Here is a 22675-nt window from a genome sequence, read left to right as displayed (position 1 = left end):
AGGAGCGGGGGCCGGATGCGTTGCCCTCTCGACCGCGACGTTCTCAGCCCAGAAACGGCTGCGTTCGTTGCGCGGCATGATGTTGCAGGCGAAGCCGGACGGTGTCGTGGACCGGTACGCCCTCGAGTTCTTCTGGCCGGAGAAAACGAACATCGGTGGATTCAGCACTGAGCGCCAGTTGTCCGCCGATCACCCGCCCGTAGTACGTCACGTTGAATTCTTGCCGAACCTCACCGTCGGAGTAAGCGATGACGTGCTCCGGATCGGTGTAAATGCCTAGCAGGCCGGTGATTTCGATGTCGAGACCAGTTTCTTCCTTGGTCTCTCGAACCACGCAATGCTCCAGGGTCTCGCCGATCTCCATCGTCCCGCCCGGCAGGGACCAGTTGCCCGAGTCGGATCTGCGTTGCATCAGGATCGCTCCCTGCTCATCGACGATCAGGGCGGATCCGCCGGGCACCAGGCTATTGGCCTTCGGGGCGTGGGGATCTCGGTAATAATCACGACGGTTGCTCATGCCTGCACCTACTCGAGTACGGAGTTACGGACTACCAGATTTGTTCGAACTGGTCGGAGTACGAAGAGAAGATGCCGTGCGGGGAGAGTTCCCGTAAGTGGAGCGCGGGATGCTGATAGCCGCGGGCTCGGACGAGGTACGGGGTCACGATCATCTGTTTGTCGAACCGGAAGACCGAGTTGTACAGATGTGTGGTGTGCAGCCCGACAGCACACCCGGCGGCTTGCGATAGGGAGCCGAGCATATTGAGTGCGTTCCGGATTCGTCCAGGCAGTGTTCCGCCCATCTGCTCCAAGTCGTCGCGTTCAGCGACGTGGGCACAGTCCGGGTCGGCGAAGGCCAGACGCATCCTCGCACCGCGGTGACACTTGTCGGCTAGGTGGTCCGCCGCGTCGGGCAGCAACTCGAGCACGAACGGGTATGCGTATCCGAGGATATCGATCTGCTCGGTGGCGCTGTGCAACAGCGACACCCAGACTTCATGAGGAATGTCAGCTCGATGAGCGTAGGCGCCGATCACCTCTGCGGTAGCCGGCGTTCCGGCGCTGAGGTCCGGTCGCGCCTGTGGCCACAGGTTGGCTTCGGACTCACCCAAAACGGTCGCGACTGCAAGCCGGGTCCGTCGATGTGGCACTCGCCCCGCCAGCCAGCGATGCACCGTCTTCACATCGACCGCTACAGCCGCTGCGAGCCCGACCGTATCGAGCTGGGCTCGCAGCATCGCGGACCGCAGGCGCTGGCTCATACGCCCACCGTAGCGGGCGTTTCAGGGACGTTTTAAGGCATTTGAAATGTCCGGCAAAGTGTCCTATCGGCAGTTACAGCGTCCACAGGTCAGCTCGTAGCGTCGGGGCTGCAGTTGCTCGAAACATTCGGTGCCCATGGGGGTTCCGTCAGCTCCGAGGCGGTGTCTATGCCCTGCACCGGAGCGCTGAGCGGCGGGCATGCGCTGTCAACGGTGCCCGCCGCTCCTTCCAGGCGATGATCAGGGGAGAGGTTATGGCTTACGTCCTGGCAGTGGCGCTCGGAATGCTGCTGATCATCGGGATCGTCGCCTTGGTGGCGTGGGACGACGTACGCGATCGGAGCGGGGATGAGACCCAGGTACCCGAAGAACGCGAGTGGTGAGGCAACACCTGCCGACTCCGCAGTGTCGGAAGAGTGATGCGAAATTTACTTCGCGGGGAATATTTTCTGTAAGAATATTTTCAATTGAAGGGGTTTGGTCGGTGGATGGTGCGCTCGGGCGGCTGGGACCTGCTGAATCCTGTTCCGCCCGTTGCGAAAGCGAGTCGCTTCATGACCGACCACCAGATCTTCGATCTCGGTGATTTCACCACCCAGCACGGTGCCACGCTGCGTGGTGCCTTCCTGACGTACGCCACTTACGGTGAACTCAACGCGGACAAGAGCAATGCCATCGTCTATCCGACCTGGTATTCGGGGCGACATTGGGACAACGAGTGGCTGATAGGTCCGGGGATGGCGCTGGATCCGGCGCAGTACTTCATCATCGTGCCGAACATGATCGGCAACGGCCTGTCCAGCTCGCCGAGCAATACGCTGCAACCCTATGACCGTGCCCGCTTTCCGGACATCACGGTGTACGACCAGGTGGCCGCGCAATACCGTTTGGTGACAGAGCGTTTCGGCATCGAGCGCCTGGCGTTGGTGACCGGCTGGTCGATGGGCGCGGGCCAGACCTACCAGTGGGCGGTGAGCTACCCGGACATGGTGGAGCGGATCGCCCCGTTCTGCGGCTCCGCCCGAACCAGCGACCACAACAAGGTCTTCCTGGAGGGCGTCAAGGCGGCCCTGACCGCCGACTCGGCCTTCGCGGGCGGCTGGTACGGCGAACACTGGCCGACCACCGGATTGCGCGCCCTGGCAAGGGTTTACGCGGGCTGGGGCTTCTCGCAGGCCTTCTACTGGGAGAAGGAATACGAGAAGCTCGGCTACACCTCGCTCGAGGACTTCCTGATCGGCTTCTGGGAGGGCTTCTTCCTGGACGGCCGCGACCCGAACAACCTGCTCACCATGCTGTGGACCTGGCAGCACGGCGACGTCGGCCGCACACCCGGCTTCGACGGCGACACCGAGGCCGCCCTCGCCTCGATCAAGGCCACCGCCCTGGTCATGCCCGCCGAGAAGGACCTCTACTTCCCGCCGGAGGACGAGGCCTGGGCCGTCGGCCACATGCGCAACGCCGAACTCCGGATGATTCCGGGCATCTGGGGCCACTTCGCCGGCCACGGCAGCAACCCCGAAGACACCCGGTTCATCGACACTGCCCTAGCCGAGCTACTCGGAAAACCCGGTGGCCTGGCCTGATCCGGCCGGTGAACTATCCACTGGTGGTAGCGCTCGGCGCCCTGCTGCTGTTCGGCATCGTCGCGCTGGCGGTCTGGGACGACGTGCGAGACCGGGGCGAGGACGGCATCCGACAGCCGAACGAGGAGCGAATTGACATCAACTAACGTTTAGGTTGCACGCTGGTCACCGAAGCTCGAACGAGTTCTGACCAGAGGAGATGCTGTGCGCGCCGTAGTCCTGCATTCATTCGGCCCCCCGGAAAACCTGCGCTACGAGGAGGTTCCGGATCTGAAACCGGGTCCGGGCGAGGTGCGCATCGCCGTCCGGGCGGCCGGTGTGCACCTGATCGAGACGGCGATGCGCGCGGGCCTGCCGATCGGCCCGCCGCTGCCGGAGCTACCCGCGATCTTCGGCGGCGAGGTCGCGGGCGTCGTCGACGCGATCGGCCCGGACGTGGACCTGGCGTGGCTCGACGCCGCCGTGGTGACGCCGCGCAGCACCTCCGGCGGCTATGCCGAGTGGGCGGTAGCGGAATTGTCTGCGCTGCATCGGATCCCGGACGCGCTGGATTATTCGACCGCCGTCGCGATGATCGTCACCGGCACCACCACCGTCGAGGTCCTCGATATCGCCGCGCTGACGGCCGACGACCTGGTCCTGGTGAATTCGGCGGCGGGCGGGGTCGGCCGATTGATCGTCCAGCACGCCCGCAATATCGGCGCCAGGGTCATCGGCGCGGCCGGCGGACCGGCCAAAGTCGCTGCGGTGGACGCACTCGGTGCCGATCTCGCCGTCGACTACAACGAGCCCGATTGGACCGATCAGGTCCGGCAGGCGTTCTGCGACCGCGCGGTGACGGTGGTGCTCGACGGTGTGCTGGGCGAGAAGGGCCGGGCGGCAGTGTCCTTGCTCGCCGAGGGCGGGCGGTACGTCACCTACGGAAACGCCTCGAGGGAGGCCTTCGAACCGGACCCGGAGAAGCTGCGGGAACAGGGCATTACGGTGATCGACGCACTATCGATCATGCTGAGCAAGCCCCGCGAGGTGCGCGGCGAGGAGTCCCGCGCGCTGGCCGCGGCCGCCGACGGCACCATGGTGTCGGCCGTTCAGACCTTCCCGCTCGACCAGGCGGCGAAAGCACATGCCGCGTTGGAGAATCGGGCGACGACCGGCAAGGTGGTGCTGATTCCGTAATCCGCCCGGGATTCATGCGGACGTCACCGCCGCGTCGGCGAAGGCGGCCACAATGGGGTGCATGCGTCGAACGTCTGTACTCGGAGCCGCGGCGATCCTGCTGGCCGGTCTGCTGAACGCGGGTGCGGCGTCGGCGGACGTGCCGCCGGTGCAATTCGATCTGCAGGCGCACCGCGGTGGCCTCGCCCTGGTGGTGGAGAACACCGTGGCCGCCTTCGCGAACGCGTTGGAGCTCGGCGTGCGCACGCTGGAGCTGGACGTGCAGATCACCGAGGACGGCTACGCGGTGGTCACCCACGATCGGGACCCCAATCCGAACAAGTGCGTCGACACCGCGCCCGCCTTCCTCGGCGATCCCGAGTTCCCGTATGTGCCCGGCACCAGGTTCATTCGCGACCTGACGTTGGCGCAGGTGCGCACCATCGATTGCGGCTCACTGCGATTGGCGGCCTACCCCGAGCAACGCACCGTGCCGGGCGCTCGAATGCCGTTGCTGTCAGAGGTTTTCGATCTCGTGCGTGCCTATAGAGCCGATGAGGTCATGCTGAACATCGAGACCAAGGTGGAGGCAGGCGCGCCGGAGCAAACCGCGCCGCGGGAGCAGTTCGTGCAGGTGGTCGCGGCGGAAGTCCGGCGCGCGCACCTCGAAAGCCAGGTCACCATCCAAAGTTTCGACTGGGGCGCCCTGATGCGCATGCGGGAGGTGGCGCCGGAACTGCCGATCGTCGCGTTGACCAACGGGCAGCAGTTCCTGCAGGCCGACCAGCCCGGCGCGTCACCCTGGTTGGGCGGCCTCGACATCGATGACTTCCCCGGCTCGCTACAGCGGAAGTTCGTCAGCGCCGCAGCGTCTTTCGGGGCCGACGCGGTCTCGCCGGTGCACGGCGACCCGCAGGACGGCAGCGTCGAGGATCCGGGCTATCGGCCGTTCACGACGCGTGAACTGGTGCGGGCCGCACACCGGCAGCAGATGCGCGTGGTGCCGTGGACGGTCGACGACCGCGCCACCATGACCGCGCTGATCGACCTCGGCGTGGACGGCCTCATCACCAACCGTCCGGACCTGTTGCGCGCCGTCCTCGCCGAACGCGGCTACCAGCTACCGAAGGCTTATCCTCGTCCCTGACGCACGGGGAGTGCCCGCGGTCCGGCTTGCTCCGCAACGTATCCACGAGCCCGGTCTCGCGCTTCGCGTGGACAACGCCTGCCCACCACGGTATGAAAATGGAACACGTTTCAGTTAGGTAGTGGGAGATGCGATGGACAGCGCGGCCATGGGCGAGTTGGTGATGGCGGGGTTCCAGAAGCTGGGGTTCATCCAATTCACCGGGATCGAAGGAGTGGAGTTCGACGCCGGACGGAACGTGGTGCGGATGGCACCGCGGGCCGAGCATCTCAACCACAACGGTGATCTGCACGCGGCGGTGCTGTTCGGTCTGGCCGAGACCGCGGCGATGGGTGCGTCGGTCTCGGGGATCGTGGACCTGATGGGCGAGACCTTCATCGTGGCCAGGGACGGGCGGATCGAATACCGGGCACGCGCCAAAGGCGATGCCGGGCCGTACCTTGCGACGTCGGAGGTGTCCGGGGAGATTCTGCATCAGGTGCGGGCGGATATCGCGGCGCGGACGCCGATCGAACTGGAGGTGCCGGTGAACATCACCGACAACACCGGAAAGTCGGTCGCCGCAGCGGCATTCACCGCCGTGATCCGGCCGCGCCGGAAGTGATGCAAGGGCGGGCGCGTCCGAGCGCGCCCGCCGCTCTCGGCTCAGCGCTCGCTGTCGAGCATCGCCATCTGCTCGGCGGCATACCGCGAACCGGCGATCTGCTCGGCAGGCACCGCGGCCTCGATCGTCGCCAACTCGTCCTCGGTCAGCGAAACATTCAGTGCGCCTACCGCTTCCGTCCAACGCTCGCGCCGACGCGCACCGATGACCGGCACGATATCGTCGCCGCGGGTCAGCACCCACGCAATCGCCAGCTGGGCGACCGAAACATCCTTGGCCGCGGCGATTTCGGCGAGCGCATCGACCAGCTTCAGGTTCCGGCTGAGGTTTTCGCCCTGGAAGCGCGGACTGTGCGCCCGGAAGTCGTTGGCGGCGAACGTGGTCCCGGCCTGCACCGAGCTGCTGAGCAGCCCGCGCGACAGCACACCGTAGGCGGTGACGCCGATGCCGAGATCCCGGCACAGCGGCAGGATCTCGGCCTCGATACCGCGCGAGATCAGCGAGTATTCGATTTGCAGGTCCGCGATCGGATGCACGGCCGCGGCCCGCCGGATGGTGTCGGCGCCGACCTCGGACAGCCCGATGTGCCGGACATACCCCGCCTCGACCAGCTCGCCGATCGCACCGACCGTGTCCTCGATCGGGACGTTCGGATCGAGCCGGGCCGGACGGTAGACGTCGACATAGTCGACGCCGAGCCGCTGCAGGCTGTAGACGAGGAAGTTGCGCAAGGCCTCGGGCCGGTTGTCCACGCCGCCCCAGGTGCCGCCGGGGCCGCGCAGCGCGCCGAACTTCACGCTGAGCACCACGTCCTCGCGCGGCCGCTCCGCGATGGCCTTGCCGATCAGTAGCTCGTTGTGTCCGGCACCGTAGAAATCGCCGGTATCGATGAGGTTCGCGCCCGCGTCGAGCGCGGCGTGGATGGTCGCGGTGGATTCGGCGTCGTCCGCGGCCCCGTACATGCCGGACATCCCCATCGCGCCGAGGCCGATGCGGCTGACGGAAGGCCCGGTCTTACCGAGCTGAACTGCGGGAATCTTCGATGTCGTCATGCATCCAGCCTGCGCTTCCTGCGGCGATCGCGGCAGAGATTGCTGATCGGGGGATCGCCGGTCCCTGGCTGAGCCGCCCGACTCGAGGGACAGTGGTGCTATGGACCGCACCGAGCTCGCCGACTTCCTGCGCCGCCGTCGGGAGCAGTTGACGCCCGCCGACGTGGGTTTGCCACCCGGTGTCCGCCGTCGCACTCCCGGCCTGCGCCGGGACGAGGTGGCGCTGCTGGCGGGCATGTCCACGGACTACTACACCCGATTGGAGCAGTCGCGTGGGCCGCGGCCGTCCACCCAGGTGCTCGCCTCGCTGGCTCGCGCGCTGCGCTTCAGCAGCGACGAACGCGACTACCTCTACCACCTGTGCGACCAGTCGCCGCCGGGACGCGAGCACACCGACAAGCACGTCGGCCCCGGGCTGATGCACCTGCTCGCCAAGCTCGACGACACCGCCGCCACCGTGGTCACCGACCTCGGTGAGGTACTCGTGCAGAACCGCATGCACACCCTGCTCGTCGGCGATCACGGCAGCCGCCGCGGGTGGGACCGCTTCTACGCCTACCGCTGGTTCACCGACATCGAGTCGCGCGCGACCTTTCCCGAGGAGGACTGGGATCGCTTGGGCCGCAAGCACGTCGCCGACCTGCGGGCCACGGCGGCGCGCAGAGCGGGCGATGCCGACGTCGCCGAGTTCATCGGCGTATTACGCTCCGCGAGCACGGAATTCGACCGATTCTGGGACGAACATGAAGTAGCGGTGCGCCTTTCGGACACCAAACGCATCCAGCACCCGCAGGTCGGCTTGATCGACACGATCTGCGAAACACTGCTCACCCCGAACGCCGCGCAGCGCCTGCTGGTCTACCTACCGCGCCCCGGCACGGACGCGGCGGAGAAGCTGGATCTGCTGCGCGTCATCGGAACGCAGACCCTGGGCGGCATCGAGGATCCCGCGCAAAGCTGATCGGATCAGGGTGCCCCGGTGGCGTAGTCGAGCGCCGCGTCGATCGCGGGCTGACCGCCGCCCATGGCGAGTCCGGCCGCCGCGCCGATCGCGGCGCCGAGCACCGTGGTGATCGGTACCGTGATGAAGTCGAGCACGAAAAGCCCGAGTGGAAAGCCGAGCACGAAGCCGATCGCCGCGCCGATTCCCGCGCCCGCCAACACAATCGGCATGGCCTTCTCGACCTCGGCGAAGAATCGCTCCTGGCTGCTGACATCGCGCAGCGGCGTCTGCGACATGTGGTCCGGAACGAGGGTGAGCCGGTGGCCCGACTCCTCGATGACCGGGTGCAGCGCCACCCGCTTGTCGCCGACGCGCAGCGCCATCGGGAGCGCGGCGACGACGGTGCCGTCGTGACCGGTCAGCGTGACGACCCGGCCGTCGTGGATCAGGTCGAAGCGACCGTCCTGGATGGTCGTCACCGCGGCGCGCCGATCCTCGGATGCCGCAACCTGATAGGCGATGTCGGCGAAGGAGCCGCGCACATCGAGCGCGGTGTCGGGGGTGGTGGGATCCGCGTGCGTGGCGCTCGTGCTGATGACCGTGGCGACCAAGGCCAGCAGTGCCGTCGCGGCGATTCTGGAGACTCTCATCGTGTTCTTTCGGTAGCGCTGCCCCTGCGCAGTGTTTTCGTCGGCGACAGTATCAGGCGCGGCCGGGACGGCGGTTCGGACCGGCGGAACAGCTCGGTCGCAGCGCAACTCGGCTCAACGCTCGAGTTCGCCGCTCAACCTGCGTAGGTAGCCGGCGAACCGCTGCCGATCGAGATCGTCCCAGTCGGCGGTGAGTTCGGTGAAGACCTGGCGCTGCCAGTCGCGCGCGTCGGCGAGCAGGCGCTCACCGCTCGCGGTCAGCGCCAAGGACGTTCGGCGTCGATCGTGCTCGGACTCGGCGCGGGAGAGGTGGCCGGCCGCGGTGGCGTCGCGCACCATCCGGCTGGCGCCCGAATGATCAAGTCCGAGTTGATGTGCCACCGAGGTGATGGTGGCCTCGGCGCCCTGTTCGACGGTGGCGGCTACCGCCTCGACCACCTGGACGTGCTGAGCGTGCCGTAACTCCTCGGGTAGGTCCGCGGACGTCCGGTTGATCCAGCGCCGGGACCAGAATCGAACCAGTCGAAACAACGCGGGCCCGCCGTCGGCGGCGGTCCCAGGCTTGGCGGTCGCCCGTCTGCTCATGGTGCCAGCCTAGCTGGCCCTTGCCAGTCGCATGCGTTACGCATGTATATTTGTATGCGTAACGCATGTTTATTGGAGGTAGCCATGACCATCGTCTTGAACCACACGATCGTCCCCGCGACGGACCGGCACGCCGCCGCAACGTTTTCGCCGAGCTGTTCGGCTTGGCCGTCGGCCCGCCGAGCGGGCCGTTCGCGCCGGTCCAGGTCAACGCCGATCTCACCTTCGATTTCGACGACCGAGGGCAGGTCCAGCCGGGACACTACGGATTCCTCGTCGACGACGAGACCTTCGACGCGGTGCTGGGGCGACTGGCGCAGTGGCCCGCCGTCGATTACGGATCGGCCCCGCAGCACGGGTGGAACCGGGCGATCAATCACCTCGGCGGCGGGCGGGGTGTCTACGTGCACGCGCCCGATGGGCACAGCTACGAGCTGTTCACGGCGCTCCCGTGAGCCGAACGCGAATCAGGTTCTGGCCGGACCGATCCGGCGCTTACGCGGCTGGAGATGCAGCCCAGGCAGCGGCGGTGCCGGGATGCGCTGCTCGGGCGGATGGCCCGCGATATCCGGGAAGCGGCTGAGATCGCGGTTCTCCCAATCGTTTCGGGCCGCCACGATGTCCTCATGGCTGCGGCCGACGAAGTTCCACCACATCACCAGTTCCTCGCCGAACGGCGCACCGCCGATCAGCGCGAAATGCGCACCGGCCGTGCTGGTCAGCGAGATCTCCGCCCGGTCGGTGCCGAGGTACAGCAGCGGGCCCGCGGCCAGCGGGGTGCCGTCGACCGTCACCTCGCCCTCGATCACCATCAGCGCGTGCTCGAAGCCGCGCTCCAGCGGGAGCGTGGCCGCGCCCGGTGCCAGCCGCACGTCCGCGCCGACGATCGGCGTGTAGGCGGTGGCGGGGGAGGTGACGCCGGCCAGCGTGCCGATCAGCACGATGGCTTGCAGTCCCGGGGTCTGATAAACGGGCAGGTCGCGATGCTGCTCGAAATGCGGGTCGATCCCGGTTTTGTTGCCGGGCAAGGCGATCCACAGCTGCAGGCCGTGCCCGGCGTGCGCACCCGCGACACCGTATTCGGAATGCGCGATGCCGCGCCCCGAGGTCATCAGGTTCAGCTGCCCCGGTTGGATCTGCACGTCGGAGCCGACCGAGTCGCGGTGGCGGATCCGGCCGTCGAACGGCCAGGTCACCGTCTGCAGGCCGATGTGCGGATGCGGATCGATATCCGGCGACGCCCCGGTATCGGTGACCGTGGGCGAGCCGAAGTGATCGAGGAAGCACCACGCCCCGACGGTCGGCAGGTCCCGTTGCGGCAGTACGCGTTCCACGAAGACGCCGCGGACCCCGCCGAGCGGTACCTCACGCGTCGGGTAGAGCTCGGCCACCGGACCCGGACCTGGTGCGGGCTCGCAGAGCGTCTCCGCCGGATGCGGATCGAGGTCGCTCACGACCGCGCCGTTCCGGACGCCGTGCCGACGGTGCGCTCCCTCACCGGGTGACGCCCTTGCCGATCACCTGCGCGTCGTACTGCGGGTGCTTGTCCAGGTACGCCTTGATGAACGGGCACAGCGGGCGGATCACCCGGCCGCGCTCGATCACGTCCTCGATGGCGTGCTTGGCCAGCGTGCTGCCCAGGCCCTTGCCGGAGAACGCGCCGTCGATCTCGGTGTGTGTGAACACCGTCTCGTCGTCGCGCTCCTCGTACTCGGCGAACCCGGCGAGCTCGCCGCCGTAGGTCACCTCGTACCGGTTCTTCTCGTCGTTGCGGACAACCTTGGATTCCGAGGCAGCTGCGGTCATGGTCGACTTCTCCTTCGATGCGCGTACCGGATGCTTACTGAGGATCGACACGCGATTGAACGCGCCGATCGTGGTGGCTGCCCAGACAACGACGGACAGCTGATCGTCGGTCAGGTGCTTGCGGGCGAAAGCGTAGTCACGCTCCATTGTCGCCTCGTCCGGCAGCGTGGCGGTGATCTCGGCCAGCGCGAGGGCGGCCTGTTCCTGCGGTGTGTACAGCTCGGTGCGCCGCCACGCGGGCAGTACGGCGAGTTCCTGTTCGGTGTTCCCCGCGGCGAGCGCGGCCCGCTGGTGCGTGTCCAGGCAGAAGGCGCAGCCGTTGAGCTGGGAAACGCGCAGGTTGATCAGCTCGATGAGCTTGCGGTCCAGGCCGACTGCGGCGCCTGCGGCGCGTACTTCGCTCGCCACCTTGCCGAGGGCGCGGAACGCGGCGGGCGTCTGCTTGTCGATCCAGACGCGGTCGGGCGGTACATCGGGCTTCACTCCATTGGATGGTAGTGACCCGGGTACCCGGTCGTACGGCCGGGGCCGGGTTAAACGGACCGGGGTCCGCGTTCATTTGCACCGGCATACAGAACTCGTAGAGATCGTCCGGCACTGCTCGCGCGGGCCGGTGCGCGGGACAAACATGGAGGTCCGTAGAAGGAGAAGTGTCATGAGGTTCCGCAACCGCACCGCCCCCACCTTGGTCGCCGCCTGCCGTCGCAGCGCGCACCGTATCTGGGCCAGGCAGGATCTCACCCCGCAGGAGCGGGCGAATCTGATGGCCGGGTGGACGCCGCCCGCCATCATCAGCGCCTCGCTGGGCGGGCGAACGTTCCACTGAGACAGCACGGCCCGGCGATCCGCGTTCGGATCGCCGGGCCGGCCCAGTTCTCAGATCTCGGCTGTTGCTAGATCTCGGTGAATCGCCGCAGCTGGAACGGCTCGACCAGGATGTCGTCCAAAGCTGCCGCGCACTGCTTCAGATGCGGGGTCTCGAAATGCGCGGCCAAGGCGTCGGCGTCGACCCACTCCTCGAGCAGGACGACCCGGCTCGGATCGGTGGGGTGCAGGTACAGCTCGTAGCCGAGGCAGCCGTGCTCGGCGATGGTCGGCTCGATCATCTCCTGCAACACCTCGCGCAGCTCGGCCTCGCGCCCTGGCTTGGCGGCGAAGCGGACATTGAGCGTCAGCGTGGACACGGTTGAACTCCTGATCTGTTGTGGTGCTTGTTATTCCCGGCCTGCGGACGTGAAAGACATGTCCGCGTAGCGGTTTCCGGCCACCTGGCCCGCGATCGGTGCGAGCGTCGCTACTTCGTCGGCGGTCAGCTCGATGGTCGCGGCCGCAACATTATCGGCAAGCCGAGTCCTACTGCGGGTACCGGGAATCGGGGCCACCGAGAGATCGTGCACCCGGGCTTGTGCGTGCAGCCAGGCCAGCGCGACCTGCGCCATGGTGATCCCGCGGGCCTCGGCGATGGCGCGTAGCGGCGCGAGCAGTTCGGCGTTGCGGGCCGCGTTGTCCTCGGCGAAGCGCGGAAACACCCGCCGCACATCGTCTTTCCCGAGTTCCTGGACCGCACCGGTCAAAAAGCCGCGGCCCAGCGGCGAGTACGGCACGAAGGTCACACCGAGCTCGATGGCGGCGGGCACCACGGTTCGCTCGACATCCCGGGAGAAGATCGACCATTCGGACTGCACGGCCGCGATCGGGTGCACCGTCTGCGCCGCGCGCAGCTCCGGACCGGTCACCTCGGACAGGCCGATCGCGCGAATCTTGCCCTGCTGCACCAGGTCCGCCAGCACGCCGACGGTGTCCTCGATCGGCACCGCCGGGTCGCGCCGGTGCATGTAGTACAGGTCGATGACGTCGATGCCGAGCCTGCGCAGGCTGGCCTCCACGGAGTTGCGGATGTACGCCGGTGAGTTGTCGATGCCGCGGTAGGCCGGATCGTCGGCCTTGCGGACGATGCCGAACTTGGTGGCCAGCACCACCCGATCGCGGTTGGCTCGCACGAAGTCGCTGAGGAACTCCTCGTTGTGACCCAGGCCGTAGACGTCGGCGGTGTCGAACAGCGTGATGCCCAGTTCCAGCGCCCGGTCCAGCGTCGCCCGCGATTCGGCCAGGTCACTGGTGCCGTAGAACTCGCTGATCCCCATGCAGCCCAGCCCCTGCACGCTGATCTCGATACCGCTGGTGCCCAGCGTGGTCTTCGGCAGCGTTCCGGTGGTGGTCATACCTTGATCCCTTCACTGTCTTGCACGGTGATCGTGGCCGGCCGGGCAAGCTGTGCCTTGCCCTCGTAGATATCGATCTTGTAATCCAGCACGGCCACGGTCTGACGAAGTTCATCGATCTTGGCGAGGACCTCGGCGCGCGTGTTGCGGAACATCTCCAGCCGCTCGGGGAACGTCGACTCCCCGGCCCGCACCAGCTCGGCGTAGCGAACCATGTCCGCCACCGTCATCCCGGTGGTGCGCAGCCTGCCGATCAGCGCCAGCCACTCCAGGTCGCGATTGCTGAAGCGCCGCTTGCCGGCATGATCGCGGCCCACATAATCCATCAGCCCGATCCGCTCGTACCAGCGCAGCGTGTCCCGGCTCAGCCCCGACCGTTCGGCAACCTCACCGATCGAATACCTCGGCTGCTCCCAGCCGCTGCCCCGCTCGTCCCGTGCGCCTTCACTCACGACCCTCGCCCTTCCCGTTGAACATCGACGACGCTAGTCACTTGGAGTGCACTCCAAGCAAGTCCAATCTACGGATAACCGCGGTCGCGTTCCGGCCGCCCGAGTACCTTGCGTGGGACACTGGAGCCGACCAGGGGGCGAGCTGAGGAGCGAGCGTGACCGCACTTCCGGAGCCAGGACGGCTGTTGACCATCGCCGACTATGTGGCGCTCGGTGAGGACGATCGGTATCGCTTGGAGCTGGAGGAGGGGAAGCTGTTGATGGTGCCGTCGCCGGAACCGGAGCACAATCTCGTCGGCGTCGAACTCTGGTCCCAGCTACGCACGCAACTGCCCCCCGACTTGGTCGCCGTACCCGACATCGATATCGACCTGGAGTTGGCTCCTGCGGAGGGGCCGGCGACGGTACGCAGGCCGGACATGGTGATCGTGCGGCGATCCGAGGTCGACCGACGCAAAGCCGAAGGCGGGATCCTGCGTTCGTCGGGCGTCGTCGTCGTCATCGAGATCGTCTCACCCGGCTCCCGCCGCACCGACTACCGCACCAAGCGCGGTGATTACGAGGACGCGGGCATCCCCCAGTACTGGATCGTCGACCCGAACCCGCCGGTGAGCCTGCTCGCGCTGCGACTCACCGACGAACTCGGCTACGTAGACAACGGCGAAGCAACCGAAACCTTCACCACCACCTCACCCTGCCCCCTGAAGATCGCGCTGGATCAGTTGGACTGAATCCGGCTCGCGATATTGCGCGTCTCCGTTGGAAACCGACGGTGCTGGCCCGTTGGCGGGGCAAAATCCAACTGCGTAAACAGAGGTCGGAGGTCCCGGCTGAGCGTGTGCTACGCCTGGCACTGAGTCGACCAGGAGCGGGACGAGCTGAGGAGCAGGGGTGACGGCATTTTCGGAACCGTGGCGGCTGTTGACGATTGCCGACTACCTGGCGCTGGGAGAAGACGACGACGGGAGTACGAGCGAGTTGATGCGGAGCAGGGGATCCTTCGGGCCTCTGCCGCTTGCCTTGTCGTCGAAATCGTGTCGCCGGGCTCCCGGCGCACGGATTACGTCATGAAGCGCAGCGAGTATGCCGATGCCGGGATACCGCACTACTGGATTATCGACATGAGTCCGCCGCTCAGCTTGGTGGCGTTCCGGCTCACCGAGGAGCTCGGGTATGTCGATGACGGCGAGGTGACCGATGTTTTCACGACCACCTCGCCGTGCCCGCTGACGATCCGATTGGACCAGCTGGGCTGACATCGAGGACGGGGGCGCCGGCGTCAGCTTCGGGTTTCGTGCCCAACGATGTGCCGCGCCGAAAAATCCTCGCTCAGTTGTACTGCGGCAATTCCTGCACGGCCCACTGGTTTCCATCGGGGTCGGCGAAGTAGGTGAACTTCCCCCAGGCCAGTTCTTCCACCGGTGACGCGTCCACCCCGGCCGCCACCAAATGTTTGTACGCGTCCTCCGCGCTGGCGACCACGATCTGCATGCCGCGGACGCTGCCGGGGGCCGCGTCGGTGACTCCCTCGCCGATACAGATCGAGCAGCCGGAGCCGGGCGGCGTGAGCTGGACGAAGCGCATGCTCTCGTCGACCCGGTGGTCGTGGTCGGCGTTGAAACCGATCTTGGTGTAGAAGTCTTTGGCGCGATCCACGTCGGTCACCGGGATCGCGATGAGCTCGATTTTCCAATCCATCGACCGAGCATCCCACCGGTGGCCGACAAAGTCCTGGCTTCCGGCCTACCCTGGGGACATGCCTGGTAAGGACGTCAACCGGATCAGGGCCCGCTCGGCCCTGGCAACGGTCAAGGAAAGTCCGGTGATCGCCGCTATCGCGGTCGCACCGGTGGTGCTCGCGCTCGCCGTCGTGTGGTGGTTGCTCGGCGGGTTCGCCGCGTTCGTGCTGCTGGTCGTGCTCGGCGCGGTCGTGGTGGTCGGCGGCAAGCTGCTGAACTGACTACCTGTTCAGCGGGGGATGTGGAACCGCACGAGTTCACCGGTCCCCTGGTCGATCCGCGTCCACGGCCGGTCGAATTCGAGCACGGCCAGCGCCGAGGTGGGGAACTTGCGGCTGAGCTCGATGGCGGGCGTCGAACTGCGGTTGCTCGCCAACTCCCATGCCGTCCACGGCATTCCGGGCGCGTGCCCGATCACCAGCAGCGTCGACACGTCGTCGTCGCTGAGCTGGACCAGCTCGATGAGGCTCTGCGGGGAGGCCTCGTAGATGCCCGCTTCGTAGACCACCGGCGCGGTGACCCCGGTGGCGGCGAGGGTTTCCCTGGTGCGGGTCGCGGTGGAGCACCGCACCGCGTCGATCGTCGGCTGCGTCTTGCGCAACCACTCACCTGCCAGGCCTGCCTCGCGTTGTCCGCGCGGCGCCAGCGGGCGCTCGTGGTCGCCGACACCGTCGGGATAGGCCGACTTGCCGTGCCGCATGAGGATCAGAGTCCGCACCATGGGGATACCGTAAGGCCTCCGGTCGCATGGCCTCGACCACACTCGAGGCAAACTGAAAGCGGCGTCACATCGCGGTGGTTCCGCGCCGTGCCGTTTCTGTCCACCTCTGCCCACCGGGTGGCCTACAGCCCACGTACATCTTCGAGGATCTGCACAATATGGCCTACGTAATCACGCAGCGTTGTTGCAACGACGCCAGCTGCGTTTCCGAGTGCCCTGTCGATTGCATCCGTCCGACCCCGGACCAACCGGAGTTCGCGACGACCGAGATGCTCTACATCGACCCCGACACCTGTATCGACTGCGGTGCGTGCGTCGATGCGTGCCCGGTCGAGGCGATCTTCTCCGAGGACGACCTGACCGCATCGCTGGCCAGATACCGCGAGATCAATGCGGCCTATTTCGAGCGGCATCCGCTGGAATCGAACTTCGACCCGATCGTGACGCCGCCGCGCCCGCCGAAGGAACTCGGCACGCTGCGGGTGGCGATCGTCGGCGCCGGCCCGGCGGCCTGCTACGCGGCCGACGAGCTACTGCGCAGGGCGGATGTGGAGATCGAGATGTTCGACCGGGTGCCGACCCCGTGGGGTCTGGTCCGGGCCGGCGTCGCCCCCGATCACCCGGGCACCAAGACGGTGTCGAGCCTGTTCGAGTCCGCGTTCCGGCGCGAAGCCCTGCAGTACTACCTCAATGTCGAGGTCGGCACGCACATCTCGCACGAGGAGCTGCTGCGGCACCATCATGCCGTCCTCTACGCGGTCGGCGCGTCGACCGACCGCAAGCTCGGCGTTCCCGGTGAGGATCTGCCGGGCAGCCACTCGGCCACCGAGTTCGTCGCCTGGTACAACGGCCACCCCGATTTCGCGGACCGGGAGTTCGACCTGTCCGGCGAGCGGGCGGTGATCGTCGGCAACGGCAATGTCGCACTCGACGTCGCCCGCGTGCTGACCGTCGACCCGGACGAGCTGGCCAAGACCGACATCGCCGACCACGCGCTGGACGCCCTGCGGCGCAGCAATATTCGCGAGGTGGTCGTGCTCGGCAGGCGCGGGCCGCTGCAGGCGGCGTACACGTCGTCGGAGTTCCTGGCGCTGGCCCATTTGCAGGGCATCGACGTCATCGTCGACGAATCCGACCTCGCGCTCGATCACGCCAGCCAGGCGCTGCTGGACGACCCGCAGGTCGAGCCGTCGCTGAAGCTCAAGTACACCCTCGCCGAGGAGTACGCGGGCGGGCGGCGCGACCCGTCCCACAAGCGGATTGTCTTCCGTTACCTTGCCTCGCCGACCGCGCTCGTCGGCACCGACCACGTCGAGGCGATCGAGTTCGCGCACAACGAATTGTTCGAGGAGAACGGCCAATTGCTGGCGCGGCGGACCGAGCGCACCGAGCGGATGGACGCGTCGCTGGTGCTGCGCTCCATCGGTTACCGCGGCGCGGCCGTCGCCGACGTGCCGTTCGACGAGCAGCGCGGAGTGATGCCGAACGAGCACGGCCGGGTGCTCGGCGCGGACGGCACGCCGCTGTCCGGGGTGTACGCGAGCGGCTGGATCAAGCGCGGCGCCCGCGGCGTCATCGGCTCGAACCGGATCGACGCCGAGGAGACGGTCGAGAACCTGATCTCCGACTTCACCAGCGGCAAACTCGCTGCGCCCGAGGCGGATCGGGCGGCGCTGAAGGCGTTGCTCGGCCAGCGGCAGAGCGATCTGGTGGACCGGGAAGGGTGGCGGGCGATCGATCAGGCCGAGCGGGCCGCGGGCAAGTCCGCCGGACGGCCTCGGGTCAAGTTCACCACGCGCGAGGACCTGCTGAAGGCCGCACGCGGCTGAGCTGAACGGGCACGCCGACCGGACCGCCAGTTTCCGGTCGGCGCGTTCGGACCTGGACGATTCGCGTGACGCGAGCTTCCGATCGGCGTACTCGAATTCGTCTGGTCCGGCGGCGAGTTGCGCCGTGCGCCCGGGGGTCCGCCTATTCCGGCGGCAGCGGCATGATGCGGACGACGGTCGTGGTCGTGCCACCGACCACGAACCACAGCCGCAGCACCGGCCGCCCGGTGCGATCACCCGGCTCGTAGCGACTGCGGACAGTCACATGCTGGCGCGCCAGCACCGGCGCGACGTACTCGATGACCGCGCGATGCGGACCGGCGAGCAGTTTCGGGTACTCGACCATGAACTGTTCCACCGCCTGCCAGTAGCAGGCGTTGTTGACGTGGTTGTACTGGTCGATGTCGGTCGCGCGCACAGGAAACGGCATATCGGTGTCGGATTCCGACGGCGTGGCGTCGGTCAGATAGGGCCGCCAGCGCAGGCGGTGTTCCTGGGTCGTCCGCGAGAGATAGGCCAGGCCCTCGTCGCTGATCCGCGCGGGCATCCCGGTCGCCTCGCTGATATTGATCCAGAAACCCTCGGTCTCGATCAGGCCACCGTTCGTGCTGGTCACCCGCACGCGCATATTGGTCCAGCGGGTGGACAGCGCCGAGCACCAGCGCAACAGCTGCACCTCGTCCGGCCACAGGATCGGCCGGATCACGTCGATCACCGTGCGGCGCACGATCCAATTCGGATCGGTGCGGTGAAAGAACGTCTTGTGCAGATTTTCCCAGGCGATGTCTTGCAGGTAGCGGGCGACGGCGTCGAACCGCAGCCGGTCGTAGGGGTCCACATCGCCCGCCCGGATGGGCCACGCCGAAGCAAAGCCCATGCCCTCCTGGGGAAGCGGGGCGAGTGGCTGATCGAGTGACACTGGTGCTCCTCGCGCTGCACGGTGTGCCGCGTTCTTCGTGTGGTGCTGTTGTGAGACGACTTTACGGGGCGTACGTCACACCATCGCGTCGAGTGCGTCCGTTACCAACGGTATCCCCATCGACAACGCTTCTACCAGGCATCATGGGGGACATGAGCGTTTCGGATCTCCCCGCGAAACTGGGCAAACCGGCCGAACGCGCCCTCGCCGCGGCCGGCCGGACATTCGCCTGACCCCGCACCCGGCGACATCAGGACGTGACCGACCCGCGCCGGTACGATCCCGAACAGGCACTACAGGGGAGGAACACGGTGAAGCCGCTCGGGCGACACGATCCGCGCACGGCCGGCCGCCACCGGCTGATCGCGGTTATCGGCCAGGGCGCCATGGGTCGGGTGCTGCTCGGCCGCGCACCCGACGGCCGGTTGGTCGCGGTCAAGATGATCCATCGGCATCTCGCCGAGAATCCGGAGTTCCGCGCCCGCTTCCGGCTCGAGGTGCAAGCGTCCCAACGGGTCACCGGGGCGTACACCGCCGCAGTGATGGACGCCGACCCGGAAGCCGAAGCGCCTTGGCTGGCCTCGGTTTTCGTGCCCGGCCCTTCGTTGCGGGACGCCATCGATCACCACGGCCCGATGTACCACCCCGACACCAGTCGCGTGCCTGCGCCTTTGCGCCCCGTCGTGGCGGCCTGCCTGGACAAGAACCCCGCGCATCGCCCGAAGACCGAGGAGAACTGATCGCCGTGACCGCGCAACCGACCGGGCCCGGCGCCGCCGAAACCGCCTGCGCGACCACCGAAGCAGTGCTCGGTGGCGTCGCGGCCCGACTGAGGAGCTTGTGATGGTGACACCGCTCGAGCGCGATGAACCCCAGCAGATCGGCCGATACCGGCTGCTCGGCCAGCTCGGCTCCGGCGGCATGGGGCGGGTGCTGCTCGGCGTCGGCCCGGATGATCGGCTGGTCGCGATCAAACAGGTGCACCAGCACCTGGTGACCGAGGAAGACTTCCTGCCACGGTTCCGCCGCGAGGTGCAGACCTCCATGCAGGTCTCCGGCGCCTTCACCGCCGCAGTGATCGACTTCGACGTCGAGGCGGAAGAGCCTTGGCTTGCTTCGGTTTTCGTGCCGGGGGTGCCGCTGGACAAGGCGGTCCAGGACTACGGCCCGCTGACCCCGGAGGAAGTGCACAAGCTGGCGATCGGCCTCGCCTCGGCGCTGCAGGCCATCCATGGCGTCGGCCTGATTCATCGGGATCTGAAGCCCGCCAACGTAATTCTCGCCGAGGACGGCCCGAGGGTCATCGATTTCGGCATCGCCCGCGCGGTCGAGGGTCGATCCGAGTTCACCCACACCGGTTCGGTCATCGGTTCACCCGCGTTCATGTCCCCGGAGCAGGCGCAGTCGCTGCCGCTGACCCCGGCGAGCGACATCTTCTCCCTCGGCGCGGTGCTCGCGATGGCGGCGGGCGGCGCGAGTCCCTTCGCGGGCGCCTCGCTGCCGCACACGCTCTACAACATCGTGCACACCGACCCCGACCTGAGTGGATTGCCGCCCGAGGTCAGGGAATTGGTGGAGCCGTGCCTGCACAAGGATCCGCAGGAACGCCCGACGCCGGCCCAGCTGCTCGACTTTCTCGGCCCGCTGCCACCGCAGCATCAGCCCTGGTCGACGCAGGTGCACAAGGCGATCAGCGCGCAGGAAGCGGAGATGTCGGCGCTGCTGGCCGACCCGGAGGCCACCCAGTTCGTCGGTGCCGCGCCGGTACCCGTCCCGGCGTCGCACAGCGCCGACTTCGAACAGCGCCTGCAAGCGCTCGTCGAGATCCAACGCGCCGGGGTATTGCACCGGCGGCGGAAGCGGGTGCTGATCGCGGCCGCGGCCGTGGTGGTCTTGGTGGTAGGTGTCCTGGCCGGCACGACCCTGTTCGGTGGTGCGGACGAGCGACCGGCCGATCCGGCGGCGAATCCACTTGCCGCGCTGAACCTTACGAAACTCCGGTCGCTGGATGTCTGCGCCGCGGTCCACGAGCCACTGGTCTCCGCGCTGGGTAATTGGACGACGGAGCCGAGCTCTACCCAATGGGGAACGTGCTCGGGTGAGGCGGGCGGGCACCGGTTCGACGTCGACATCAAGCACATCGAGGGCTATCGCGACAATGGCAAACGTGTTGCGGGAGTGCCGGTCCTGGAGGACGTGACCAGCGGCACCGACAGTTGCGGGCGGGCACTGTTCCCCGCGACGACGGATCCGCAGTTCGGGATCGCGGTCCGGGTGCAGGGCGGGCAATCCGAGAAAATGTGCGGCGTCGCCGACGACGCGGTCGCGGAGCTGGCCCGCCGGCTGACCGAACGCGCGCCACAGCTTCCGGGCTTGCGCAGCTCACTCGCCCCGCATGACCCGTGCGCCCTGGTCGATTCCAGCGTCGTCAAGCTGAATATCGGCGAGCAGGTCCGCGGCGCTCCGGATCAGCTGCACACCTGCAAGTGGATCTCGACCGGCACGGTCACCGTCGCGCTGGAACGCTCGAAGGTGCTGGTGCCGACCGAAAAGCCGATCCCGTTCGATCTCGGTGGCGGCAATATCGTCTTCACGGACGAGGCGGACCTGCGATCGCCCACCTGTGAACGTCGCGGTCAATATCGCGGCATCAACAGCACCGACGCGGAGGTGGTGACCGTGCAGGTGGCGAACCCGACGCTCAACGAACGTCCCGAATTCCGATGTCTGACAGCGCAATTGGTGCTGCAGAATGTCCTCGACAACCTTCCCCGGGTGAACTGATGAACTGGAATACACGCGCGGTCACGGCAATCCTCGCTGTTCTCACCGCCGTAGTCGGGGCCGGGGGTTGCGCATCGACGGTGCGCGGCACCGGCGTTTCGGCCGAGGTCGACGTGCGTTCGCTGGATACGGGCAAGTTCCCGACCACGCCGCCCAAGCTCTCGGCCCGCCTGGACGATGTCGGGTACGCCCGGCTGGAGGCCGCGCGGATGGCGGATGCGGTACTGAGTCCGCACGAGGTGGACCCGACATACTCCGCGGGCGCGTCGGCGCTCATGCATACCGATGTCCAGTCGGTGACGCGGTATCTCGCCGAGCCCACGATCCCGGTTTTGCTGAATCACGGTTTCGTCCTCGGGTTCTCGACCGGTTCGGCCGAGGACGTGCTGCCGCTCACCACGGCGGCGGCCGGCAGTCGCCAGCGCGAGGGGCTCACCGTGACGGTGTTGCGTTTGCGGGATGCGGCGGCGGCGAAGGCCGCGGCAGCCGAACTCGACGCGGTGGATTTCGCCCTCAATCCGGAAAACGTCGCGGTCAGCCTGCCCAAGTACCCGGACTCGCGGGCCCATTGGCGTCCGTCGGTTCCGACGCTGGGCAGCACGACCGCGCACGGGATCTACGTGATCAGTGTGCTCGCGGATTCGCGGGTCGCGGATATCAATCGACTGGTCGAGGCGACCCAGAAGTATCTCGATGCCGAGGTGGCCGAACTCGACAAGTTCACGCCGACACCGGTCGGAAGCTTCAGCACGCTGCACCAGGATCCGGACGGGTTGCTGGCCCGGGTCATCCACGACCAAGGCGTTGTGGCCGGGCCCGACGGGCAGGGCGAGGTGGTGTTGACGTTGCGCGGCTACCTGAACTACGTGCTGGACCAATCGGGCCGGCTGCCGGTGCTGCGCCGAGCGGGGGTCGATCGGGTTGCGGTGGCTCCCAGTGCTTTCGGCTTCCGAACCACCGACGACGCCGCCGCGGCGCGATTCGTCGCGGAGTCCGCCGAACTCGGCAACCCGGTGGACCGGCGTGCGGTGGATCCCCCGGCGGAGGTGCCCGGTGCGTTGTGCGTGCAGGACTACGTCGCGCCGAAGGAAGCGCAGTTCCGCTGCTTTGTCGCGTACCGCAGATACGCGGCGCTGGTGCTCGGCGCCCGACTATGGGAAACGCAGCAACGGGCGGCCGCGCAATACGCGGTGCTGGCCAACGCCCAGCGATGACCGGG

General features: G+C 67.3%; 29 protein-coding genes and 1 pseudogene. 16 read left to right on the top strand and 14 right to left on the bottom strand.

The window, feature by feature from the left end:
• Positions 1 to 43: 43 nt before the first annotated feature.
• Both IBX18_RS01015 and IBX18_RS01010 read right to left on the bottom strand, forming a co-directional pair.
• On the bottom strand, positions 44 to 517 hold the full coding sequence (locus IBX18_RS01015; protein ID WP_194831933.1) for an NUDIX domain-containing protein: 474 nt from the start codon (positions 515 to 517) through the stop codon (positions 44 to 46).
• A 31-nt stretch (positions 518 to 548) separates the two neighbouring features.
• The gene (locus tag IBX18_RS01010; protein ID WP_194831932.1) at positions 549 to 1262 is read right to left on the bottom strand and encodes an XRE family transcriptional regulator; all 714 of its coding nucleotides are present in this window, start codon (positions 1260 to 1262) and stop codon (positions 549 to 551) included.
• A gap of 254 nt (positions 1263 to 1516) precedes the next feature.
• Between IBX18_RS01010 and IBX18_RS42755 the strand changes: the two genes are divergently transcribed.
• The 6 genes from IBX18_RS42755 (at position 1517) to IBX18_RS00985 (ending at position 5754) form a co-directional block, all read left to right on the top strand.
• Positions 1517 to 1645 carry a hypothetical protein gene (locus IBX18_RS42755; protein ID WP_255528006.1) on the top strand — a complete coding sequence of 43 codons (129 nt, stop codon included), beginning with the start codon at positions 1517 to 1519 and terminating at the stop codon, positions 1643 to 1645.
• Positions 1646 to 1816: 171 nt separating this feature from the next.
• On the top strand, positions 1817 to 2848 hold the full coding sequence (locus tag IBX18_RS01005; protein ID WP_194831931.1) for an alpha/beta fold hydrolase: 1032 nt from the start codon (positions 1817 to 1819) through the stop codon (positions 2846 to 2848).
• Positions 2849 to 2856: 8 nt separating this feature from the next.
• On the top strand, positions 2857 to 2994 hold the full coding sequence (locus tag IBX18_RS01000; RefSeq protein WP_194831930.1) for a hypothetical protein: 138 nt from the start codon (positions 2857 to 2859) through the stop codon (positions 2992 to 2994).
• A gap of 58 nt (positions 2995 to 3052) precedes the next feature.
• The gene (locus tag IBX18_RS00995) at positions 3053 to 4024 is read left to right on the top strand and encodes a zinc-binding dehydrogenase (RefSeq protein WP_194831929.1); all 972 of its coding nucleotides are present in this window, start codon (positions 3053 to 3055) and stop codon (positions 4022 to 4024) included.
• Between the two features lie 61 nt (positions 4025 to 4085).
• Entirely contained in the window at positions 4086 to 5150 is a 1065-nt protein-coding gene (locus IBX18_RS00990; protein ID WP_194831928.1) for a glycerophosphodiester phosphodiesterase family protein, read from the top strand.
• Between the two features lie 133 nt (positions 5151 to 5283).
• Entirely contained in the window at positions 5284 to 5754 is a 471-nt protein-coding gene (locus IBX18_RS00985) for a PaaI family thioesterase (protein ID WP_194831927.1), read from the top strand.
• 41 nt (positions 5755 to 5795) lie between these two features.
• Here the strand turns inward: IBX18_RS00985 and IBX18_RS00980 are convergent, their stop codons facing one another.
• Complete coding sequence (locus IBX18_RS00980; protein ID WP_194831926.1) at positions 5796 to 6806, bottom strand: aldo/keto reductase; 1011 nt, start codon at positions 6804 to 6806, stop codon at positions 5796 to 5798.
• A 100-nt stretch (positions 6807 to 6906) separates the two neighbouring features.
• Between IBX18_RS00980 and IBX18_RS00975 the strand changes: the two genes are divergently transcribed.
• Positions 6907 to 7767 carry a helix-turn-helix transcriptional regulator gene (locus IBX18_RS00975; protein WP_194831925.1) on the top strand — a complete coding sequence of 287 codons (861 nt, stop codon included), beginning with the start codon at positions 6907 to 6909 and terminating at the stop codon, positions 7765 to 7767.
• Positions 7768 to 7772: 5 nt separating this feature from the next.
• Here IBX18_RS00975 and IBX18_RS00970 read toward each other — a convergent pair whose 3' ends face one another.
• Positions 7773 to 8399, bottom strand: a complete 627-nt coding sequence (locus IBX18_RS00970; RefSeq protein ID WP_194831924.1) for a hypothetical protein — start codon at positions 8397 to 8399, stop codon at positions 7773 to 7775.
• A 114-nt stretch (positions 8400 to 8513) separates the two neighbouring features.
• Positions 8514 to 8984 carry a MarR family winged helix-turn-helix transcriptional regulator gene (locus IBX18_RS00965; RefSeq protein ID WP_194831923.1) on the bottom strand — a complete coding sequence of 157 codons (471 nt, stop codon included), beginning with the start codon at positions 8982 to 8984 and terminating at the stop codon, positions 8514 to 8516.
• Positions 8985 to 9049: 65 nt separating this feature from the next.
• On the opposite strand from IBX18_RS00965, the gene IBX18_RS00960 reads away from it, so the two are divergent.
• On the top strand, positions 9050 to 9439 hold the full coding sequence (locus tag IBX18_RS00960; protein ID WP_228540242.1) for a VOC family protein: 390 nt from the start codon (positions 9050 to 9052) through the stop codon (positions 9437 to 9439).
• Between the two features lie 12 nt (positions 9440 to 9451).
• On the opposite strand, the gene IBX18_RS00955 is transcribed toward IBX18_RS00960, so the two are convergent.
• The 3 genes and pseudogenes from IBX18_RS00955 to IBX18_RS43345 all read right to left on the bottom strand — a co-directional run.
• Positions 9452 to 10438 carry a pirin family protein gene (locus IBX18_RS00955; RefSeq protein ID WP_194831922.1) on the bottom strand — a complete coding sequence of 329 codons (987 nt, stop codon included), beginning with the start codon at positions 10436 to 10438 and terminating at the stop codon, positions 9452 to 9454.
• A 40-nt stretch (positions 10439 to 10478) separates the two neighbouring features.
• The gene (locus IBX18_RS43350; protein ID WP_228540352.1) at positions 10479 to 10790 is read right to left on the bottom strand and encodes a GNAT family N-acetyltransferase; all 312 of its coding nucleotides are present in this window, start codon (positions 10788 to 10790) and stop codon (positions 10479 to 10481) included.
• Between the two features lie 21 nt (positions 10791 to 10811).
• Positions 10812 to 11273: pseudogene (locus IBX18_RS43345) on the bottom strand (carboxymuconolactone decarboxylase family protein); the annotation flags it as partial.
• A 172-nt stretch (positions 11274 to 11445) separates the two neighbouring features.
• Here IBX18_RS43345 and IBX18_RS00945 point away from each other — a divergent pair.
• The gene (locus IBX18_RS00945) at positions 11446 to 11616 is read left to right on the top strand and encodes a hypothetical protein (protein ID WP_167837573.1); all 171 of its coding nucleotides are present in this window, start codon (positions 11446 to 11448) and stop codon (positions 11614 to 11616) included.
• Between the two features lie 67 nt (positions 11617 to 11683).
• Here IBX18_RS00945 and IBX18_RS00940 read toward each other — a convergent pair whose 3' ends face one another.
• From IBX18_RS00940 to IBX18_RS00930, 3 genes are read right to left on the bottom strand one after another with little or no spacing between them, the layout of a single operon-like run.
• Positions 11684 to 11974, bottom strand: a complete 291-nt coding sequence (locus IBX18_RS00940; protein WP_306796083.1) for a putative quinol monooxygenase — start codon at positions 11972 to 11974, stop codon at positions 11684 to 11686.
• A 30-nt stretch (positions 11975 to 12004) separates the two neighbouring features.
• A complete protein-coding gene (locus IBX18_RS00935) occupies positions 12005 to 13012 on the bottom strand; it encodes an aldo/keto reductase (RefSeq protein ID WP_194831920.1) in 1008 nt (335 codons plus the stop codon).
• Positions 13009 to 13464: a MerR family transcriptional regulator gene (locus IBX18_RS00930; protein ID WP_194831919.1), complete on the bottom strand. Its 456-nt coding sequence runs from the start codon at positions 13462 to 13464 to the stop codon at positions 13009 to 13011. Before IBX18_RS00930 ends, IBX18_RS00935 begins: the two co-directional genes overlap by 4 nt.
• A gap of 155 nt (positions 13465 to 13619) precedes the next feature.
• On the opposite strand from IBX18_RS00930, the gene IBX18_RS00925 reads away from it, so the two are divergent.
• Both IBX18_RS00925 and IBX18_RS00920 read left to right on the top strand, forming a co-directional pair.
• On the top strand, positions 13620 to 14195 hold the full coding sequence (locus IBX18_RS00925) for a Uma2 family endonuclease (RefSeq protein ID WP_194831918.1): 576 nt from the start codon (positions 13620 to 13622) through the stop codon (positions 14193 to 14195).
• Between the two features lie 180 nt (positions 14196 to 14375).
• Positions 14376 to 14720, top strand: coding sequence for a Uma2 family endonuclease (locus tag IBX18_RS00920; protein ID WP_306796082.1), 345 nt, complete (start codon positions 14376 to 14378; stop codon positions 14718 to 14720).
• Between the two features lie 73 nt (positions 14721 to 14793).
• Here the strand turns inward: IBX18_RS00920 and IBX18_RS00915 are convergent, their stop codons facing one another.
• On the bottom strand, positions 14794 to 15162 hold the full coding sequence (locus tag IBX18_RS00915) for a glyoxalase superfamily protein (protein WP_194831917.1): 369 nt from the start codon (positions 15160 to 15162) through the stop codon (positions 14794 to 14796).
• Positions 15163 to 15220: 58 nt separating this feature from the next.
• Here IBX18_RS00915 and IBX18_RS00910 point away from each other — a divergent pair, with 58 nt between their 5' ends.
• Positions 15221 to 15424 (top strand): hypothetical protein, encoded by a 204-nt coding sequence (locus tag IBX18_RS00910; RefSeq protein WP_107659473.1) that lies wholly within the window; start codon positions 15221 to 15223, stop codon positions 15422 to 15424.
• 8 nt (positions 15425 to 15432) lie between these two features.
• On the opposite strand, the gene IBX18_RS00905 is transcribed toward IBX18_RS00910, so the two are convergent.
• Positions 15433 to 15924, bottom strand: a complete 492-nt coding sequence (locus tag IBX18_RS00905) for a histidine phosphatase family protein (protein ID WP_194831916.1) — start codon at positions 15922 to 15924, stop codon at positions 15433 to 15435.
• 158 nt (positions 15925 to 16082) lie between these two features.
• On the opposite strand from IBX18_RS00905, the gene IBX18_RS00900 reads away from it, so the two are divergent.
• Positions 16083 to 17753 (top strand): FAD-dependent oxidoreductase, encoded by a 1671-nt coding sequence (locus IBX18_RS00900; RefSeq protein ID WP_194831915.1) that lies wholly within the window; start codon positions 16083 to 16085, stop codon positions 17751 to 17753.
• A gap of 142 nt (positions 17754 to 17895) precedes the next feature.
• On the opposite strand, the gene IBX18_RS00895 is transcribed toward IBX18_RS00900, so the two are convergent.
• A complete protein-coding gene (locus tag IBX18_RS00895) occupies positions 17896 to 18672 on the bottom strand; it encodes an acyl-[acyl-carrier-protein] thioesterase (protein ID WP_186818791.1) in 777 nt (258 codons plus the stop codon).
• A 311-nt stretch (positions 18673 to 18983) separates the two neighbouring features.
• Here IBX18_RS00895 and IBX18_RS00890 point away from each other — a divergent pair, with 311 nt between their 5' ends.
• From IBX18_RS00890 to IBX18_RS00880, 3 genes are all read left to right on the top strand, one after another.
• Positions 18984 to 19412 (top strand): hypothetical protein, encoded by a 429-nt coding sequence (locus IBX18_RS00890; RefSeq protein ID WP_194831914.1) that lies wholly within the window; start codon positions 18984 to 18986, stop codon positions 19410 to 19412.
• Positions 19413 to 19515: 103 nt separating this feature from the next.
• Positions 19516 to 21456 carry a serine/threonine-protein kinase gene (locus IBX18_RS00885; protein WP_194831913.1) on the top strand — a complete coding sequence of 647 codons (1941 nt, stop codon included), beginning with the start codon at positions 19516 to 19518 and terminating at the stop codon, positions 21454 to 21456.
• Positions 21456 to 22670 carry a hypothetical protein gene (locus IBX18_RS00880; RefSeq protein WP_194831912.1) on the top strand — a complete coding sequence of 405 codons (1215 nt, stop codon included), beginning with the start codon at positions 21456 to 21458 and terminating at the stop codon, positions 22668 to 22670. Before IBX18_RS00885 ends, IBX18_RS00880 begins: the two co-directional genes overlap by 1 nt.
• Positions 22671 to 22675: the final 5 nt, after the last annotated feature.

The sequence above is a fragment of the Nocardia sp. XZ_19_369 genome (assembly GCF_015355715.1).
Taxonomy (GTDB): Bacteria; Actinomycetota; Actinomycetes; order Mycobacteriales; family Mycobacteriaceae; genus Nocardia.
Note: the sequence above shows the minus strand (reverse complement) of the source record. Positions and strands in the feature narration are given on the sequence as shown.